General features: G+C 70.6%; 11 protein-coding genes. 2 read left to right on the forward strand and 9 right to left on the reverse strand.

The genetic code is table 11. The features are described from left to right. Positions 1-632: amino acid permease (locus tag AB0K09_RS04810; protein WP_366063843.1), on the reverse strand; the 632-nt coding region annotated here is incomplete at its 3' end. 194 nt (positions 633-826) lie between these two features. After that, on the reverse strand, positions 827-2,797 hold the full coding sequence (dxs, locus tag AB0K09_RS04815) for a 1-deoxy-D-xylulose-5-phosphate synthase (RefSeq protein ID WP_366063844.1): 1,971 nt from the start codon (positions 2,795-2,797) through the stop codon (positions 827-829). Between the two features lie 397 nt (positions 2,798-3,194). Here dxs and AB0K09_RS04820 point away from each other — a divergent pair, with 397 nt between their 5' ends. Next, complete coding sequence (locus tag AB0K09_RS04820; RefSeq protein WP_366063845.1) at positions 3,195-5,231, forward strand: putative Ig domain-containing protein; 2,037 nt, start codon at positions 3,195-3,197, stop codon at positions 5,229-5,231. A 208-nt stretch (positions 5,232-5,439) separates the two neighbouring features. Here AB0K09_RS04820 and AB0K09_RS04825 read toward each other — a convergent pair whose 3' ends face one another. The 7 genes from AB0K09_RS04825 to ngcE form a co-directional block, all read right to left on the reverse strand. Continuing rightward, positions 5,440-6,738 (reverse strand): sugar ABC transporter permease, encoded by a 1,299-nt coding sequence (locus tag AB0K09_RS04825; protein WP_366063846.1) that lies wholly within the window; start codon positions 6,736-6,738, stop codon positions 5,440-5,442. Beyond that, the gene (locus AB0K09_RS04830) at positions 6,735-7,538 is read right to left on the reverse strand and encodes an ATP-binding cassette domain-containing protein (protein WP_366063847.1); all 804 of its coding nucleotides are present in this window, start codon (positions 7,536-7,538) and stop codon (positions 6,735-6,737) included. The genes AB0K09_RS04825 and AB0K09_RS04830 overlap by 4 nt, the downstream gene beginning before the upstream one ends. A 35-nt stretch (positions 7,539-7,573) precedes the next feature. After that, the gene (locus AB0K09_RS04835; RefSeq protein WP_366063870.1) at positions 7,574-8,635 is read right to left on the reverse strand and encodes a substrate-binding domain-containing protein; all 1,062 of its coding nucleotides are present in this window, start codon (positions 8,633-8,635) and stop codon (positions 7,574-7,576) included. 307 nt (positions 8,636-8,942) lie between these two features. After that, entirely contained in the window at positions 8,943-10,142 is a 1,200-nt protein-coding gene (locus tag AB0K09_RS04840; RefSeq protein ID WP_366063848.1) for an ROK family transcriptional regulator, read from the reverse strand. A 179-nt stretch (positions 10,143-10,321) separates the two neighbouring features. After that, positions 10,322-11,206, reverse strand: coding sequence for a carbohydrate ABC transporter permease (locus AB0K09_RS04845; RefSeq protein ID WP_366063849.1), 885 nt, complete (start codon positions 11,204-11,206; stop codon positions 10,322-10,324). After that, positions 11,206-12,123 carry a sugar ABC transporter permease gene (locus tag AB0K09_RS04850; RefSeq protein WP_366063850.1) on the reverse strand — a complete coding sequence of 306 codons (918 nt, stop codon included), beginning with the start codon at positions 12,121-12,123 and terminating at the stop codon, positions 11,206-11,208. The genes AB0K09_RS04845 and AB0K09_RS04850 overlap by 1 nt, the downstream gene beginning before the upstream one ends. A 48-nt stretch (positions 12,124-12,171) precedes the next feature. Beyond that, positions 12,172-13,614: an N-acetylglucosamine/diacetylchitobiose ABC transporter substrate-binding protein gene (gene ngcE / locus AB0K09_RS04855; RefSeq protein ID WP_366063851.1), complete on the reverse strand. Its 1,443-nt coding sequence runs from the start codon at positions 13,612-13,614 to the stop codon at positions 12,172-12,174. Positions 13,615-14,005: 391 nt separating this feature from the next. On the opposite strand from ngcE, the gene AB0K09_RS04860 reads away from it, so the two are divergent. Continuing rightward, entirely contained in the window at positions 14,006-17,893 is a 3,888-nt protein-coding gene (locus AB0K09_RS04860; protein ID WP_366063852.1) for a GH92 family glycosyl hydrolase, read from the forward strand. The last annotated feature ends 18 nt before the right edge of the window (positions 17,894-17,911 follow it).

Here is a 17,911-nt window from a genome sequence, read left to right on the forward strand (position 1 = left end):
AAGCTGCCGATGAGGACGACGGAGACCTTCACGCCGACGACGATCGCCGTCACCCGCGACGAGAGCTTCATGCCCGCGATCAGAATGGCCGTCAGGACGAGCACCAGGGCGCAGGCGAGGATGTCGAAGCCGAAGGTGCCGTGGTGCGGGCCGGTCAGCGCGCCCGGCAGGTGCCAGCCGGCGGTGTCCAGCAGCGAGCGGATGTAGCCGGACCAGCCGACGGCGACCACCGCGCAGCCCAGCGCCAGTTCCAGGATCAGGTCCCAGCCGATGATCCACGCCGGCAGTTCGCCGAGGGAGGCGTAGGAGAAGGTGTACGCCGACCCGGCCACCGGCACGGTGGAGGCGAACTCGGCGTAGCACAGGGCCGCGAGACCGCAGGCGACGCCGGCGATGACGAAGGCCAGCGAGACCGAGGGGCCGGCGTTCTCCTTGGCAACCTTGCCGGTGAGGACGAAGATGCCGGTGCCGATGACGACGCCGACGCCGAAGACCGTCAGGTCCAGGGCGGAGAGGGACTTCTTGAGCGCGTGCTCCGGCTCCTCGGTGTCCTGGATGGATTGCTCCACCGTCTTGGTCCGGAAGATGCCGCTCCTGCCGCGGCCGCTCCGGGTGGGTTCCGCTGTGCTCATCGGCTCACCTCCACCTGCTCGACGTCGCTCGTCCCTGAACTGAGCGAGTGTCCGCGATGATCCGGCCCACGTACGGGTGACCACAGCCACCCTCCCCAGGATTCACCCGATCGAGGACGGGTGCAGGCATACGGAAGGGCCGCCCGGACCACTGGGTGGTTTCCGGACGGCCCTCGGGGTGCGGTGGCGGGGCGTCAGTCGCCGGCGACGTCCGCGGTCGCGGCACCGGTGGCGGCGCCGGCGTCGGCGTCGGCGTCGGCCGCCTGCTCGGCCTCCTCGAACCGGCCGTCGAGCTTGGCGACGAGGCCGGTCACCTGGCGGGCGATGTCGGGGGCGGTGAGCCCGATCTCGGCCATGACCTCCTTGCGTGAGGCGTGGTCGAGGAAGCGCGCCGGGATGCCGAAGTCGCGCAGCGGGTGGTCGACGCCGGCGTCGCGCAGCGCCTGGGCGACGGCCGAACCGACGCCGCCCACCCGGCCGTTGTCCTCGACGGTGACGACGACCCGGTGCTCGGCGGCGAGGCCGGGCAGCGCCTCGTCGACGGGCTTGACCCAGCGCGGGTCGACGACGGTGGAGGAGATGCCCTGCTTGTCGAGCAGGTCGGCGATCTCCAGGCACATCGGGGCGAGCGCGCCGACGGAGACGATGAGGACGTCCGCACCGGTGACGTCCTCGGCCGGGCGGCGCAGCACGTCCATGCCGCCGACGCGGCCGACGGCCTCGACGGCCGGGCCGACGGTGCCCTTCGAGTAACGCACGACGGTGGGGGCGTCCTTGACCTGGACGGCCTCTCGCAGCTGGGCGCGGACCTGGTCGGCGTCGCGCGGGGCGGCGATGCGCAGGCCGGGGACGACCTGGAGGATCGACATGTCCCACATGCCGTTGTGCGAGGCGCCGTCGTCGCCGGTGACGCCGGCCCGGTCGAGGACGAAGGTGACGCCGCACTTGTGCAGGGCCACGTCCATCAGCACCTGGTCGAAGGCGCGGTTGAGGAAGGTGGCGTAGACGGCGAAGACCGGGTGCAGCCCGCCGGTGGCGAGGCCGGCCGCGGAGACGGCGGCGTGCTGCTCGGCGATGCCGACGTCGTAGACGCGCTCGGGGAACGCCTCGGCGAACTTGTGCAGACCGACCGGCTGCATCATCGCGGCGGTGATGGCGACGATGTCCTCGCGCTCCCGGCCGAGCTCGACCATCTCGTCGGCGAAGACGGAGGTCCAGCTGGCGCCGCCGGAGGCGACCGGCAGACCGGTGTCGGGGTGGATGGCGCCGATGCCGTGGAAGCGGTCGGCCTCGTGCTGCTCGGCGTGCTTGTAGCCGCGGCCCTTCTGGGTGAGGCAGTGCACCAGGACGGGGCCGTTGAAGCGCTTGGCGCGCTGCAGCGCGGACTCCAGGGCCTCGATGTCGTGGCCGTCGATGGGGCCGACGTACTTCAGGCCCAGGTCCTCGAACATGCCCTGCGGGGCGATGAAGTCCTTCAGGCCCTTCTTGGCGCCGTGCAGCGTCTCGTAGAGGGGCTTGCCGACGACGGGGGTGCGCTCCAGCAGGTCCTTGCCGCGGGCCAGGAAGCGCTCGTAGCCGTCGGTCGTGCGCAGGGTGGCCAGGTGGTTGGCCAGGCCGCCGATGGTGGGCGCGTAGGAGCGCTCGTTGTCGTTGACGACGATGACGAGCGGGCGGTCCTTGGCGACGGCGATGTTGTTCAGCGCCTCCCAGGCCATGCCGCCGGTCAGGGCGCCGTCGCCGATGACGGCCACGACGTGGTCCTTCTTGCCCAGGATCTGGTTGGCCTTGGCCAGGCCGTCGGCCCAGCCGAGCACCGTCGAGGCGTGGCTGTTCTCGATGACGTCGTGCTCGGACTCGGCCCGGGAGGGGTAGCCGGACAGGCCGCCCTTCGCGCGCAGCCTGGAGAAGTCCTGGCGGCCGGTGAGCAGCTTGTGGACGTACGCCTGGTGCCCGGTGTCGAAGAGGACCTTGTCCTTCGGGGAGTCGAAGACGCGGTGCAGGGCGATGGTGAGCTCGACCACGCCCAGGTTGGGGCCCAGGTGACCGCCGGTCTTGGCGACGGCATCGACCAGGAAGGAGCGGATCTCCGCGGCGAGCCGGTCGAGCTGCTCCGGGCTGAGCCGGTCCAGGTCGCGCGGTTCCCTGATGCGGGTCAGCAGGGCCACCCGTGCCTCCTTCATCGAGCTGTCGGGCTTGCGGAAACGTGCGGTAGAGGCCGGAGGCCTCTGGATCCGTCGAGTCTAATGTTCCGCCCGCGATGCCGGTGAACGGGTGAGGCGACGTATGTCACGCGATCGGCGCAGCAGGCGTTCGAACAACTCGAACAGGCCGTCGGTGACAGGCCCTGAGGGCGCGTACGGAAGGGGTGCGTCCGATAGCAAGCCTTTGCCGTCGGGCCGGTTGTTCCTTGGGAACGGGCGTCGCTACGTTCGATCCGTGCCACCACCCACCGGGGTGGCACTTTTCCGGCGCTGATTTTGTCATGCCCGCGACATTCATGCGGGTGTGCCTCATCGCCGTGCCCGCACACCAGGGCACTTCCACCCCCCATGGAGGGCTTCCGTGCATTCGAAGAGATCCTTCCGGTCCAGACGGGCCCACGGCGCCACCACCGCGCTGCTGTCCCTCGCGGCGCTGGTCACCGGTGGCCTGATCGCCGCCGCCCCCGGCGCCGCCGCGGCACCGGCCCCGCACGCGTCGGGCACGTACGCGTCGGGCACGCACTCCTCGGCCGCGCACTCCCCGGACGCCGTCCCCACGAAGCGGCTGTGCTCGCGGCCCACCGCGCCCGGCCGGATGGCCTGCCAGGCCCTGGCCCGCACCGACGTCGCCCCGCACCTCGGCCTCAGCGCGAACGCCGCGCCCTCCGGCTACGGCCCCACCGACCTGCGCAGCGCCTACGCCCTGCCGGCCGACGCCGGCGCCGGCACGACAGTGGCGATCATCGACGCGTACGACGACCCCAACGCCGAGCAGGACCTCGCGACCTACCGCTCCCAGTACGGCCTGCCCGCCTGCACCACGGCCAACGGCTGCTTCAAGAAGGTCGACCAGAACGGCGGCACGAACTACCCGACCGCCGACTCCGGCTGGGCCGGCGAGATATCCCTCGACGTCGACATGGTCAGCGCCGTCTGCCCGCAGTGCCACATCCTCCTCGTCGAGGCCAACGGCGCGACCATGGAGGACCTCGGCGCGGCCGTGAACCGGGCCGTCACCATGGGCGCCAAGTACGTCTCGAACAGCTACGGCGGCGGCGAGGACAGCACCGACCCCACCTCCGACTCCGCCTACTTCGACCACCCCGGCGTGGCGATCACCGTCAGCTCCGGCGACAGCGGCTACGGCGTCGAGTACCCGGCCGCCTCCCGGTTCGTGACGGCCGTCGGCGGCACCTCCCTCAGCCGGGCGGGCAACAGCCGCGGCTGGAGCGAGTCCGTCTGGGGCTCCGGCGCGGGCGGCCAGGGCGCGGGCTCCGGCTGCTCCGCCTATGACGCCAAACCCTCCTGGCAGCGGGACACCGGCTGCGCCAAGCGGTCCGTCGCGGACGTCTCGGCCGTCGCCGACCCCGCCACCGGCCTCGCCGTCTACGACAGCTACCAGGCCGGCGGCTGGAACGTCTACGGCGGCACCAGCGCCTCCGCGCCGATCATCGCCGCCGTGTACGCCCTGGCCGGCACCCCGGCCGCGGGCAGCTACCCGGCCTCGTACCCCTACGCCCGCACCGGCGCGCTCAACGACGTGACCTCCGGCTCCAACGGCAGCTGCTCCCCCTCCTACCTGTGCACCGCGGGCACCGGCTACGACGGCCCCACCGGGCTGGGCACCCCCAGCGGCACCGGCGCCTTCACCTCCGGCTCCACCGGCGGCAACACCGTCACGGTGAGCAACCCGGGCAACCAGACCACCACCGTGGGCACGGCCGTCTCACTGAAGATCAAGGCCACCGACTCGGACACCACCCAGTCGCTGACCTACTCCGCCACCGGACTGCCCGCCGGGCTGTCCGTCGACGCCTCGACCGGCGTCATCAGCGGCACGCCCACCACCCCGGGCACCTCGAACGTCACCGTGACCGCCCAGGACGGCACCAGGGCGAGCGGCAGCACGTCCTTCACCTGGACCGTGAACGGCAGCGGCGGCGGCTGCACGGCCGCCCAGCTGCTCGGCAACCCCGGCTTCGAGACCGGCTCGGCGAGCCCCTGGACCGCGACGTCCGGCGTGATCGACAACAGCTCCTCGCAGCCGGCCCACTCCGGCTCCTGGAAGGCATGGCTCGACGGCTACGGCAGCACCCACACCGACACCCTCGCGCAGACGGTGACCGTCCCGGCCGGCTGCCACGCCACGCTGAGCTTCTGGCTGCACATCGGCACCAAGGAAAGCGGCAGCACCGCCTACGACAAGCTGACCCTCCAGGCGGGCTCCACCACGCTGGCCTCGTGGTCCAACGCCAACGCGGCCACCGGCTACGTCCAGAAGTCCTACGACCTGTCCTCGTTCGCGGGGCAGACGGTGACCCTGAAGTTCACCGGCACCGAGGACTCCTCCCTGGCCACGGACTTCGTCGTCGACGACGCGGCACTCAACGTGAGCTGACGCCTCCGGCTCACGGCACGACAGCGGGCCCGGACCGTGGAAACGGTCCGGGCCCGCCGGCCGTGTACGCGACGTCGGCCGGCGCTCACCGGCGGCTCCCGCCGGGTGGAACGACCCGCCGCGACGGCGACAAGCCACCGCGGCGAGGGGCCGGCGGCACAAGCGATCACCGCGACCGCTGCGTTCACGGTGAGCCGCCGGCCAGGCGCTAGGCCCGTCCGGCCGTCTTCTGGGTCCGCCGCGAGACCGAGTCGATCACGACGGCGGCCAGCAGCACCGCACCGGTGATCATGTACTGGACGGCGGAGGCGATGCCCAGCAGCGCCATGCCGGAGGCGATCGACTGGATCACCAGCACGCCGAGCAGCGCGGACCAGGTCTTGCCCCGGCCGCCGAAGAGGCTGGTGCCACCGATGACGGCCGCCGCGATGGCGTTCATCAGCAGGCTGCCGGCGCCCGAGGACTGGTTCGCCGCGTTGATCTGCGAGGCCAGGAACATGCCGCCGAGGCCGGCCATCGTGCCGGACAGCGCGAAGACCGAGATCCGCACGGCCGCCACGTTGATGCCGGCCCGGCGGGCCGCCTCGATGCTGCCGCCGAGGGCGAAGATCTTCCGCCCGTAGGAGGTGCGGCGCAGCACGAGGTCGAGCGCGACGACCACCCCGAGGAAGATCACCACGGCCAGCGGCAGGCCCTTGTACTGGTTGAACAGCCAGGCCACCACATAGGCGGGCACGGCCAGCGCGACGGTCCGCAGGACGATCTCGCTGAGCGGGCGGCTGGGGACGCCCGCGGCCTCGCGACGCCTGCTGTCGCGCCAGGAGAGCAGGAAGAACGCGGCGACGCTCAGCGTCGCCAGTCCGTACGCGGCGGCGACGTCGCTGAAGTAGTGGTTCGTCAGGTCCGCGACCAGCCCGGAGTCGTCCAGGTTGATGGTGCCGTTGGAGCCCAGCACCTGGAGCATCAGCCCGTTCCAGCCGAGCAGGCCGGCCAGGGTGACGACGAACGCGGGCACGCCGATGCGGGCGAAGAAGAAGCCGTGCAGCGCGCCGATGACGGTGCCGGAGAGGACGGCGGCCACCAGGGCGAGCCATTCCGGCACGCCGTGGTTGATGTTGAGTACCGCGAAGACCGCGGCGGCCAGGCCGCTGACCGAGCCCACCGACAGATCGATCTCGCCGAGGATCAGCACGAAGACGATGCCGACCGCGATGAGCCCGGTGCCGGCGGCGGTGACGAACAGGTTGGAGAGGTTCTCCGGCCCGAGGAAGGCGGAGTCCCTCAGCTGGAAGACGAGGCCGATGACGATCAGCCCGACGACCACGGGCAGCGAGCCCAGCTCTCCGCTGCGCATCTTGCGCCGGAACTCGCTCCAGTAGCCGGCGAAGCCCTCCTGGCGCACCAGCAGCCGGGGGTCGACGGCGGTGACGGCCCCCGCCGCGGCGGGCGGGGCGTCCTGCGGCTCGCCCTCGCCGGCGGCCTCGGTCTTGGACAGGTCGGTGGTCACTTCTCCCCCTCCCCCTTCTCGCCCGCGGCGGTCCGTGCCCGGCGGCGGGTGACGGCGTTGTCGGTGGCGCCGGTGATGGCGGAGATGATCTCTTCCTGGCTGGTGCCGGCCACCTCGAAGGTGCCGTTGTTGCGGCCGAGCCGGAGCACGGCGACGCGGTCGGCGACGGCCTTGACGTCCGCCATGTTGTGGCTGATGAGGATGACGCCCAGCCCCCGCTCCCGCAGCCGCTCGACCAGGTCGAGGACCTGCGCGGTCTGCTCGACGCCGAGGGCGGCCGTCGGCTCGTCGAGGATGACGACCTTGGGCTCGCCGAGCAGCGAACGGGCGATGGCGACGGTCTGCCGCTGCCCGCCGGACAGCGCGGCGATGGGGATCCGCACGCTGGGGATGCGGATCGAGAGGGTGGACAGCAGCTCCCGGGAGCGGCGCTCCATCTCGACCTCGTCCAGCACCCCGGCCCGGGTGATCTCGCGGCCGAGGAAGAGGTTGCCGACGACGTCGAGGTTGTCGCAGAGGGCGAGGTCCTGGTAGACGGTCGCGATGCCCAGTTCCTGGGCGACGTGCGGCCGGTCGACGGTGACCGGGCGCCCCTCCCATTCGATGACGCCGTCGTCGGCGGGGCCGACTCCGGCGATCGTCTTGACGAGGGTGGACTTGCCGGCGCCGTTGTCGCCGACCAGGGCGACCACCTCGCCGGGGTGGATCTCCAGCTCCACGTCGGTGAGCGCCTGCACCGCACCGAACCGCTTGGAGATTCCGCGCAACGCCAGCACGGGCGTAGCGGACACGTGAATCACTCCTTCACCGCCGTCGCCGGCGGCAGCCTGGGGGCCTACTTCAGTCCGGCCTGGTCGCACTGCGCCTTGTACTTGGGCGTGCAGATCTCGTCGAGGGTGAAGAAGCCCTCCTTGCCGACGTACTGGGCGATCTCGTCCTTGGTCAGCGAGGTGGGGGTGACGATGACGGCGGGGATCTTCTTCTGGGTGCCGCTGTCGGCGGTGGACTTGGCGATGGAGTCGAGGGACTTGCCCTCGGCCAGCGCCACGGCGAGCTCGGCAGCGGCATCGGCCTCGGGCTTGTAGGGCTTGTAGACGCTCATGAACTGCTCGCCCGTGAGGATGCGCTGGACGGCCGCGAGTTCGGCGTCCTGGCCGGTGACCGGGGGCAGCTTGTCGAAGCCGGCGCTGTGCAGGGCGGTGATGATGCCGCCGGCCATGCCGTCGTTGGCGGAGTAGACGCCGACGATGTTGTCCTTGCCGAGCGCGGAGATGGCACCCTTCATGTTGCCGTTGGCGTTCTCCGGCTTCCACTCCTGGGTGTCGTACTCCTTGCCGATCTTGACCTTGCCGTCGAGCACGGAGTGGGCGCCGTCCTTGTACATCTTGGCGTTGGGGTCGGTGATGGCGCCGTTCATCATGACGATCTGGCCCTTGGCGGCGTCGTCGCCGAGCGCCTTCAGCAGCGCCTCGCCCTGGATCTTGCCCACGCGCTCGTTGTCGACGGAGGTGTAGGCCTTGACCGGGCCCTCGGCCAGGCGGTCGTAGGCGACGACGGGGATGCCCTTGTCGTTGGCCTTCTTCACCGAGCTCGCGATCGACTTCGCGTCCACGGCGTCGAGGATCAGCGCGTCGACCTTTTTGGTGATCATGGTGTCGACCTGCTGCTGCTGGAGCGAGGCGTCCTGCTTGGCGTTCTCGTAGAGGACGGTGGCGTCGGAGCCCGCCAGTTCCTTGATCTTCTTCTCGAGCAGCGGCTTGTCGAAACGCTCGTAACGGGCCGTCTGGTTCTCCGGAAGCAGCAGGCCGATGGTGACCGGGCCCTTCTTGTCCTGCTTCTTCTCGCTCTTGTCGCCGGCTTCCTTGGCACTGCCACAGGCCGCGAGCCCGGCGGCCATGGAAACGGCGGCAACGGCAACGGCGGCACGACGCAGATGCGTGTTCACGTGGAATTACCTCCCTGACGAGGCCGCGTCGTTGCGGCCGAGGTGGCTGGAAGTCAACTCGGCCGGAATCTGAGCGTCAAGAAGTAAATTCTTAACGAGATGGCAACGATGCCATTCGTTATCTGCGTGAACTCAAGGGCAGAGGGCGGCGTGGCGCGGCACACGAGTGACGCGGCACGCCGCGGGCGCCGTCGCGGGGGAAGGGCTTCCGGGCGCGAGCACCGCCACCGGCGCCGCTCGGGGCGATCCGCCGGAGGCCCTACACCGGGGCCGGGGCGTCGGCCGGCCGGGGCTCGTCCAGGAGGCTGGAGTCGCCCATCTCGCTGAGGACCAGTGCCAGCGCCCCCAGGACCTCCGCGCGGCCGCCCAGGGCGCTCGGGACGACCTCCAGCCGCCGTGCAGCGCTCGGGATCGCGTAGCGGGAGACGGACTCCCGGATGGGGGCCAGCACCAGTTCCCCGGAGTCGGCGAGGTCGCCGCCCAGCACGACCCGGCTGGGGTTGAGCAGATTGCACAGGTTCGCCACGCCGCTGCCGATGTGCCGGCCGACGTCGGAGATGACGCGCCGGCAGCCGGGGTCGCCCTCGCGGGCGAGCTCCACCATGCGCGCGACCGTCAGATCGGGCCCGTGGGCCGAATGCAGCAGCGGCAGCACGTAGCGGGCGGCGGTGAACGTCTCCAGGCAGCCCCGGTTGCCGCAGCGGCAGACCGGGCCCGCCTCGTCCAGGGTGATGTGGCCGATCTCCCCGGCGGTGCCGCCGGGCCCGCGGTAGATCCGGCCGTTGATCACCAGTCCGGCGCCGACACCGCTGGCGACCTTGATGTACGCCAGGTCGGCGGCGCCCCGGCCCGCGCCCCAGACGAGCTCGCCGAGGGCCCCGAGGTTGGCGTCGTTGTCGACGTGGACGGGGACGCCCAGGCGCCCGGCGAGGTCGTCACGGGGGTTGGTGCCGGCCCAGCCCGGCAGGATCGCGGTGGAGCCGAGCACCCCGGACTCCACGTCGATGGGCCCGGGCACACCGAGCCCCACCCCGACGATCTTCTCCCGGCTGATGCCCGTCTGCGCGAGCAGGCTCCTGACCAGGTGTTCCGCCCGGTCCAGGCCCTGCGTGGCGGAGGCGTCGACGTCCAGCGGCTCGGCCTCCTCGGCCAGCACCCGGTGGGCGAGGTTGCCGATGGCGACCCTGAGGTGGGTATGTCCGAAATCAACCCCTACGACAATGCCCGCGTTCCCGGAGAGGGAGACGCTGCGGGCCCGCCGGCCACCGGAGGAGGTGGGGGTGACGTCGACCGTTCCGCCGTCCTTCAGCTCCCGGACGATGTTGGAGACGGTGGCGGCGGACAGCCCGGTGGACCGGGCGATCTCGGCCTGGGTGAGCGAGCCCGCCATGCGCACCGCGCGTACGACCCGCTCCAGGTTGGCCCGGTGCAGCGACGACTGCGATCCCGGAGTCTCCACGCCATTCACTCCCGCCTCGCCGGCACGGCACGACCGCCGTCCCAGGGGCCGGACCACAACGCTGGGGCCCGGCCATCCGTACAACATCTGAACTCTAAGCTGAGCCGCCCGGGTTGCCTACCGTCAAGGTCCTGACACGATCCGGCCGGGGTTCACATGGTACGGATGGCCCGGTCCCGCTACTTCAGCGCGCCCGCCGTCAGCCCCGCCTGGACCTGGCGCTGGAAGACGATGTACGCGGCGAGCACCGGGAGCATGGCCATGACCAGCCCCGCGAAGAGCCCGGACCAGTCTCCCTTGTACCCCTGGTTCACCGCGAGGGCCACCAGCCCCTGGGGCAGGAGCTTGCGGTCCTCGTCGCCGACGTTCAGCACGGCGGGCAGCAGGTACTGGTTCCACTGGCCGAGGAAGTTGAAGATCCCGACGCTGATCAGTCCCGGCTTGGCCATGGGGAGCATCACCTGGAAGAAGGTCCGGGTGTGCGAGGCCCCGTCGATCAGCGCGGCCTCCGCGACCGAGCTGGGCAGGGTGCGGAAGAAGCCGGTGAGGAAGAAGATCGTGAACGGCAGCGAGTAGGCGATGTAGACCAGGATCAGCCCCGGGTAGGTGTTGAGCAGCTGCATGTTCTTCATCACGAAGAACAGCGGCACCAGCGCCAGGATGACCGGGAAGCTCATGCCGCCCACGAAGAGGAAGTAGACGAAGCGGTTGCCGGGGAAGGTGAACCGCGCCAGCACGTAGGCGGCCATCGAGCCCAGCAGCATCGTGCCGGCGAGCGAACCGGCGACGACCACGAGCGAGTTGAGGAAGTACTGGCTCATGTGCGCCTGGGACCAGGCCCGCCCCCAGGCGCCGGCGTGCAGCCCGTCCGGCAGCGCCCAGGGCGAGGTGAAGATCTGCCGGTCGGTCTTGAAGGCGCTCATCACCGCCCACAGCAGCGGCAGGGTGACCATGAGCGCCCACAGCACCAGGACGCCGTGCGAGAAGACGTTGAGGACCCGGCCCTCGGTGCCCATTCCCCGGCCGGGGTCCTTGCCCGGGCGGGAATCCTCGGGTGCCGCCATCAGAACTCCAGCCTTTCGCGCCGGCCGAGCTTCATCACGACGCCCGCGAAGATCAGGGTGACGATGAGCAGCGCCACGCCGAGCGTGGTCGCGTAGCCGGCCTGCCCGTCGCGGAACGCCTTGGTGTAGAGGTAGTAGGAGAGCACTTCGGTGGAGTAGTCCGGACCGCCCGGCCCCACGGTCATGATCTGTACGACGGCGAAGCCGTCGAGCGCCATGATGCCCATGTAGACCCAGCCGGTCTGGACGGTGTCCCACAGCAGCGGCAGGGTGATGCGGAAGAAGGTCTGGAGGCGGTTGGCGCCGTCGAGCAGCGCCGCCTCGTAGAAGTCCCGGGGGATGGAGCTCATGCCCGCGGAGAAGAGGACGACGTAGAAGCCGACGTTGCTCCAGACCATCACCGCCATGACGCACCACAGGGCGAGGTCCGGGTCGCCGAGCCATTCGGGGCGCACGGAGTCCAGGCCGACGGCGCCGAGGAAGGAGTTCAGGGCGCCGCTGTTGGGGTTGTAGGCGAACTGGAAGAGCAGGGCGACGATCGCGATCGAGAGCACCTGCGGGAAGAAGTAGACGACCTTGTAGACGCCGGAGCCCCGGACGCCGGCGACCGCCGCGTTCTTCCTCCGGCGGCCGCCGACGTTGAGCATGAAGGCGAAGAAGAGCCCGAGCCCCAGCGTCACGAGCGGCAGCACCAGCAGCAGCAGGACGTTGTGCCCCACGGCCGTCCAGAACACCTCGTCGTTCCACAGCCGCCGGTAGTTGTCCAGGCCGGTCACCGAGAATTCGGGGCTCAGTCCGGTCCAGTCGGTGAAGGAGTAGTAGATGGCCTGGACGAACGGGGATATGACGAAGACCCCGTAGATCGCCAGCGGCAGGATGAGAAAACCCGCGATGAAGCGGTACTTACCGTGGTGCATGCCCTCCGACCCCGTTCTGCCCTCGCGGGTGCCGCCCGTGACGTGCGCTCACTTGTGCCTGTACTTCTTGACGGAGCTGTCCTTCGCGGTGTCGTCGGCGTACTTCTGGATCTTCGCGATCGCCTCGTCGGGGGTGAGCCGGCCGGCCATCATCTCGCCGAGCGCCCCCACTCCGATCTTCTCCTTCTGCAGGGCGACGTACCAGTCCTGCAATCGGGGATTGACGACGTTCTTCCCGGCCTTGGCGAGCGCCTCCTGGGAGGAGGCCAGGCCCGGGGGCAGGACCAGGCCCTCGGTGCCGCCGTTGAAGGAGGTGAGGGAGGAGACCTGCTTGATGAAGTTCTGGGTGGAGGCCTTGCCGAGCATCGTGCGCAGCAACTCCATGCCGCCCTGGGGGTTCTTGGCGTTCTTCGGCACGATGAAGGGCTCGCCGCCGGAGGCCCAGAGGGTGCCGAACGGCATCTTGTCGCTCTTGTCGAGACTGGAGGGGGCGCCGACGGCCATCCCGAAGTCCTTGGGTGTGGTCTTCTTCGACTCGTTCTCCACCCAGGAGCCGTTGGGGATGAAGAGGGCCTTGCCCTCGGTCCACGCGGTCTGCGACTCGATGTGGGTGAGGCCCGGGGTGCCCTGGAGGATGTAGCCCTTCTTGTAGAGCTCGTAGTAGGCCTCGAAGGCGGCCTTGACGGCCGGGTCCTTCCAGGCGTTCGGCTCCAGGTTGTCGATTCTGTTCAGCACCTCCACGCCGCCGATCTTGGCGATGAAGGGGTAGAGGCTGAACGGCAGGTAGTACGGGTACTTGCCGGGGTACGTCCAGCCGGCGATGCCCTTCTTCTTCGCCGCCTCGCAGACCTTCAGCATGTCGTCCCAGGTCTCCGGGTACTGCGCGTCGAGCTTCGCCAGATTGGTCTTGGAGTACCACACTCCGTAGACGGTGTAGGCGTAGTAGAGGATCCACGTTTCGTCGCCGTCGAACTGGCCCATTTCGACGACTCCGGGGCGGAGGGTGTCGCGCACCTTCTTGGCCGGGTCGTCGATGGAGGGGGCGTCGAGGAGGGCGTTGAGGTCGGTCAGCTGCTTCTTGGCGACGAGGGTGCCCATGTCCATCTGCTCGGCGCCGGAGTTGTCGATGAGGTCCGGCGGGGTGCCGCCGTTGAAGCGGGGCTGGAGGGTCGACTGGATCTTCTGGGTGGCCGAATGCTTGATGTCGGCCTTGGGGAAGGCCTTCTTGAACTCGGCCTCGGCGTCCTTGGCGTACTGCTGGCCGAAGCCGCCGTCGAAGATGACGACGTCGAGCGGCGCGGTCTCGTTGACGGCGAGCGGGTTCTTGTCCGTCTTCCTGCCCTTGTCGACCTGGTCGCCGGAGCCGCTGTCCCCGCTGGCGCAGGCGCTCAGCACGCCCATCGCCGGTACCGCGACCAGGCCGGCGGCCATCGCGCGCTTGATCAGATCACGGCGGCTGACGTCGCGGCCGAACGCGTTGGTGGATCCCATGCTCAAGTCCTCGCCTTCTCCAGGACTCAGGCGGTGTGACGGTCTCCCCTTGCGCACGCACCGTAGACGAAGGGCCCGACACCGCGGGTCAGTTGAAGCCAGGTGTGCTGGGTGTGCCCCGGTGAAGTTCCCCCGGCGGCGTCTCCGCCTGCCGCTCTCCCCCGGATCCGGCGCGGCGCCACGGCCGCCCGGACGCGGACAGGTATAGTCCACTCCGATCAACTGGGCAAGATCGGAAGCGCCTTCGGCCGTGAGTCTTTCCCGAGTTGAGACCTGTCCGACACCGGGCGACACCACCTCCGAGACCCTTGACACCACTGGTGTCCCGAGACCTACTTATCACTGCGCGAGGTGGGTGACAACGTTGTCGAACGGGTGAAGGGGCAAAGGGATGAGACGCGGATTCGGACACCGATGGCGTACGGCCGTCCGTCCCCTGGCGCTCCTCACGGCGACCGTCCTGCTGACGACGGCTCAGCTCGCGCAGGGCGCCGGTCCCGCCGCCTCCGCCGGCCGGGCGGCCCCGGCCGAGGAGGGGTTCTCCTCCTCCTTCGAGCGCGGGGACCGTCAGCCCGATTGGGTCAACACCGTCGACGCGGGCCCGGACGGGCGCAAGCGCGCCCGGGGGGTCGACGGCGGCGACACCAGCGGCATCCCCGGCAACGTCACCGACCGGGTCACCGCCGTGCGCGCCAGCGGCGAGAACACCGAGGCCGGCGAGGTCAAGGAGAACCTGATCGACGGCGAGAGCGCGACCAAATGGCTGGTCTTCGCGCGGACCGCCTGGCTGGAATTCGAGTTCCCCACCTCCGTCAAGGCCGTCCGTTACGCCCTGACCTCGGCCAACGACGCCCCCGGCCGGGACCCGAAGGACTGGACGCTCAAGGGCTCGGACGACGGCCGGAACTGGACGGTGCTGGACCGCCGCGGCGGCGAATCCTTCGAACGGCGCAACCAGACCCGGGAGTTCTCCTTCGCCGGCGGTACCGGCTACCGGCAGTACCGGCTGGAGATAACCCGCAACGCGGGGGACGGACTCACCCAGCTCGCCGAGGTGCAGCTGGCCACCCGGGACAGCGGCGGCCCCCCGCCGGCCGACATGCGCAGCTACGTCGACCGCGGCCCCACCGGCTCCCCCACGGCCAAGGCCCGGGCGGGCTTCACCGGCGTACGGGCGCTGCGCTACGGCGGCACCCACCTGGCCACCGGGCGCGGCTACTCCTACAACAAGGTCTTCGACGTGCGCGTCGCCGTCACGGCCCGCACCCGGCTGGCGTACAAGGTCTTCCCCGCGATGCCGGACCGCGACCCGCGCTATCCCGCCACCCACGTCGCCCTGGACCTCGCCTTCACCGACGGCACCTACCTCAGCGACCTGCGGGCCGTCGACCAGCACGGTGCGCGGCTGACCCCGCAGGGACAGGCCGAGGCCAAGACGCTGTACGTCAACCAGTGGAACAACGTCGAGTCCTCGATCGGCTCCGTGGCGGCCGGCAGGACGGTCGCGCGGATCCTCGTCGCCTACGACTCCCCGGCCGGCCCGTCGAAGTTCCGGGGCTGGATCGACGACGTCTCCCTCGGCCCTGCGGCGGAGGAGCGGCCCCCGGCCCACCTCGCGGACTACGCCGTCACCACCCGCGGCACCAACTCCAGCTCGAACTTCTCCCGCGGCAACACCTTCCCCGCCACCGCGCTCCCACACGGCTTCAACTTCTGGACCCCCGTCACCAACGCGGCCTCCACCGACTGGCTCTACCAGTACGCGGCCGCGAACAACGCGGACAACCTGCCGACGATCCAGGCGTTCGCCGCCAGCCACGAGCCCAGCCCCTGGATGGGCGACCGGCAGACCTTCCAGGTGATGCCGTCGACCGCCACCGGCACCCCCGACGCCTCGCGCACCCGCCGCGCGCTGCCCTTCCACCACTCCCGCGAGACCGCGCGGCCCCACTACTACGGCGTCACCTTCGACAACGGGCTGAAGGCCGAGATCGCGCCCGCCGACCACGCCGCGATGATGCGGTTCACCTTTCCGGGCGACGACGCGAGCGTCATCCTCGACAACGTCCGCAACCAGGGCGAGCTGCGGCTCGACCGCGAGCGCGGCGAGTTCAGCGGCTACTCCGACGTCCGCAGCGGACTGTCGGTGGGGGCCGGGCGCCTCTTCGTCTACGGCGTCTTCGACGCGCCCGTCACCGGGGGCGGCATGCTGCACGGCGGCGGGGGCGACGACGTCACCGGCTATCTGCGCTTCCGGCCCGACGACAGCGGCGCGGTCACGCTGCGGATCGCGACGTCCCTGATCGGCGTCGAGCAGGCGCGGGCCAATCTGGAGCAGGAGATCCCGGAGGACGTCTCCTTCGCCGAGGTCGCCGACACCGCCCGCGACGCGTGGGACGACCTGCTGGGCCGGGTGGAGGTCGAGGGCGCGACCCGCGACCAGCTGACCACCCTCTACTCCAGCCTCTACCGGCTCTACCTCTACCCGAACTCCGGCTTCGAGAACACCGGCAGCTCCCGGCGCCCCCGCCCCCGCTACGCCAGCCCCTTCTCACCGCGCGTCGCCGAGGACACCCCCACCCGCACCGGCGCCCGGATCGTCGACGGCGAGGTGTACGTCAACAACGGCTTCTGGGACACCTACCGCACCACCTGGCCGGCCTACGCCCTGCTCACCCCGCGGCAGGCCGGCCGGCTGGCCGACGGCTTCGTGCAGCAGTACAAGGACGGCGGCTGGATCTCCCGCTGGTCCTCCCCCGGCTACGCCGACCTGATGACCGGCACCAGCTCGGACGTCGCCTTCGCCGACGCCTACGTCAAGGGCGTCGACTTCGACGCCGGGGCCGCGTACGAGGCCGCCCTGAAGAACGCCACCGTGGCGCCGGGCAGCCCCGGCGTCGGCCGCAAGGGCATGACCACCTCCCCCTTCCTCGGCTACACCAGCACCCGCACCCCCGAGGGGCTCTCCTGGGCGCTGGAGGGCTGCCTCAACGACTTCGGCATCGCGCGGATGGGCCAGGCGCTCTACGCCAGGACGCACCGGGAGCGCTACCGGGAGGAGTCGGAGTACTTCCTGGCCCGGGCCCGCGGCTACGCCAACCTCTTCGACAAACGCGTCGGCTTCTTCCAGGGCAAGGACGACCAGGGCCGCTGGCGGCTGGCGCCCGAGGCGTACGACCCGCGCGTGTGGGGCTACGACTACACCGAGACCAACGGCTGGAACTTCGCCTTCACCGCCCCGCAGGACACCCGGGGCCTGGCCAATCTGCACGGCGGCCGGGCCGGCCTGGCCAAGAAGCTCGACACCTACTTCTCCACCCCCGAGACCGGCGCCGCCGAGTTCGCCGGCTCCTACGGCGGCGTCATCCACGAGATGACCGAGGCCCGGGACGTGCGCATGGGCATGTACGGGCACAGCAACCAGGTCTCGCACCACATCGCCTACCTGTACGACGCGGCCGGGCAGCCCTGGAAGACCCAGGCGAAGGTGCGCGAGGTGCTCTCCCGGCTCTACCTGGGCAGCGAGATCGGCCAGGGCTATCCGGGCGACGAGGACAACGGCGAGATGTCCGCCTGGTACGTCTTCAGCGCGCTGGGCTTCTACCCGCTGGTCATGGGCCAGGGCGAGTACGCGATCGGCTCCCCGCTCTTCACCCGGGCGACGATCCACCTGGACGGCGGCCGCCGGCTCGTCGTCGAGGCCCCGGGCAACAGTGCCCGCAACGTCTACGTCCAGAGCGTGCGCGTCAACGGCCAGGCATGGAACTCCACCGCACTGCCGCACTCGCTGATCGCGAACGGCGGGACGCTGGAGTTCACGATGGGGCCCCGCCCGTCCTCGTGGGGCAGCAGCGAGAGCGCCGCCCCGACGTCGCTGACGCGCGGGGGCGAGACGCCCCGCACCCGGACCGATGCCACGGATCCGCGGACGGAGGTCGTCACCACGGGCGGTGGTGACGGGGCGCGGCTGGTGGACGACACGTCCGCCACGGACACGTCCTTCTCCTCGGCGGAGTTCCGCCTCGGGCGCCCGGCGCGGGCCGTGCAGTACACCCTCACCTCCTCGGACCACGCCCTGGCCCCCCGGGGCTGGGTACTCCAGGGCTCGGCGGACGGCGCCACCTGGCGGGACCTCGACCGGCGGTCGGGCGAGTCCTTCGCGTGGAACCGCCAGACGCGCCCGTTCACGATCGCCACGCCGGGCTCGTACGCGCGCTACCGGCTCGTTCCGGCGGGCGGGGGCGCGACGCTGGCGGAGGTGGAGCTGCTGACGGATTAGCCCAACCGAGCGAAGTCG

Origin of the sequence: Streptomyces sp. NPDC049577, assembly GCF_040675635.1 — a bacterium.
GTDB lineage: Bacteria > Actinomycetota > Actinomycetes > Streptomycetales > Streptomycetaceae > Streptomyces.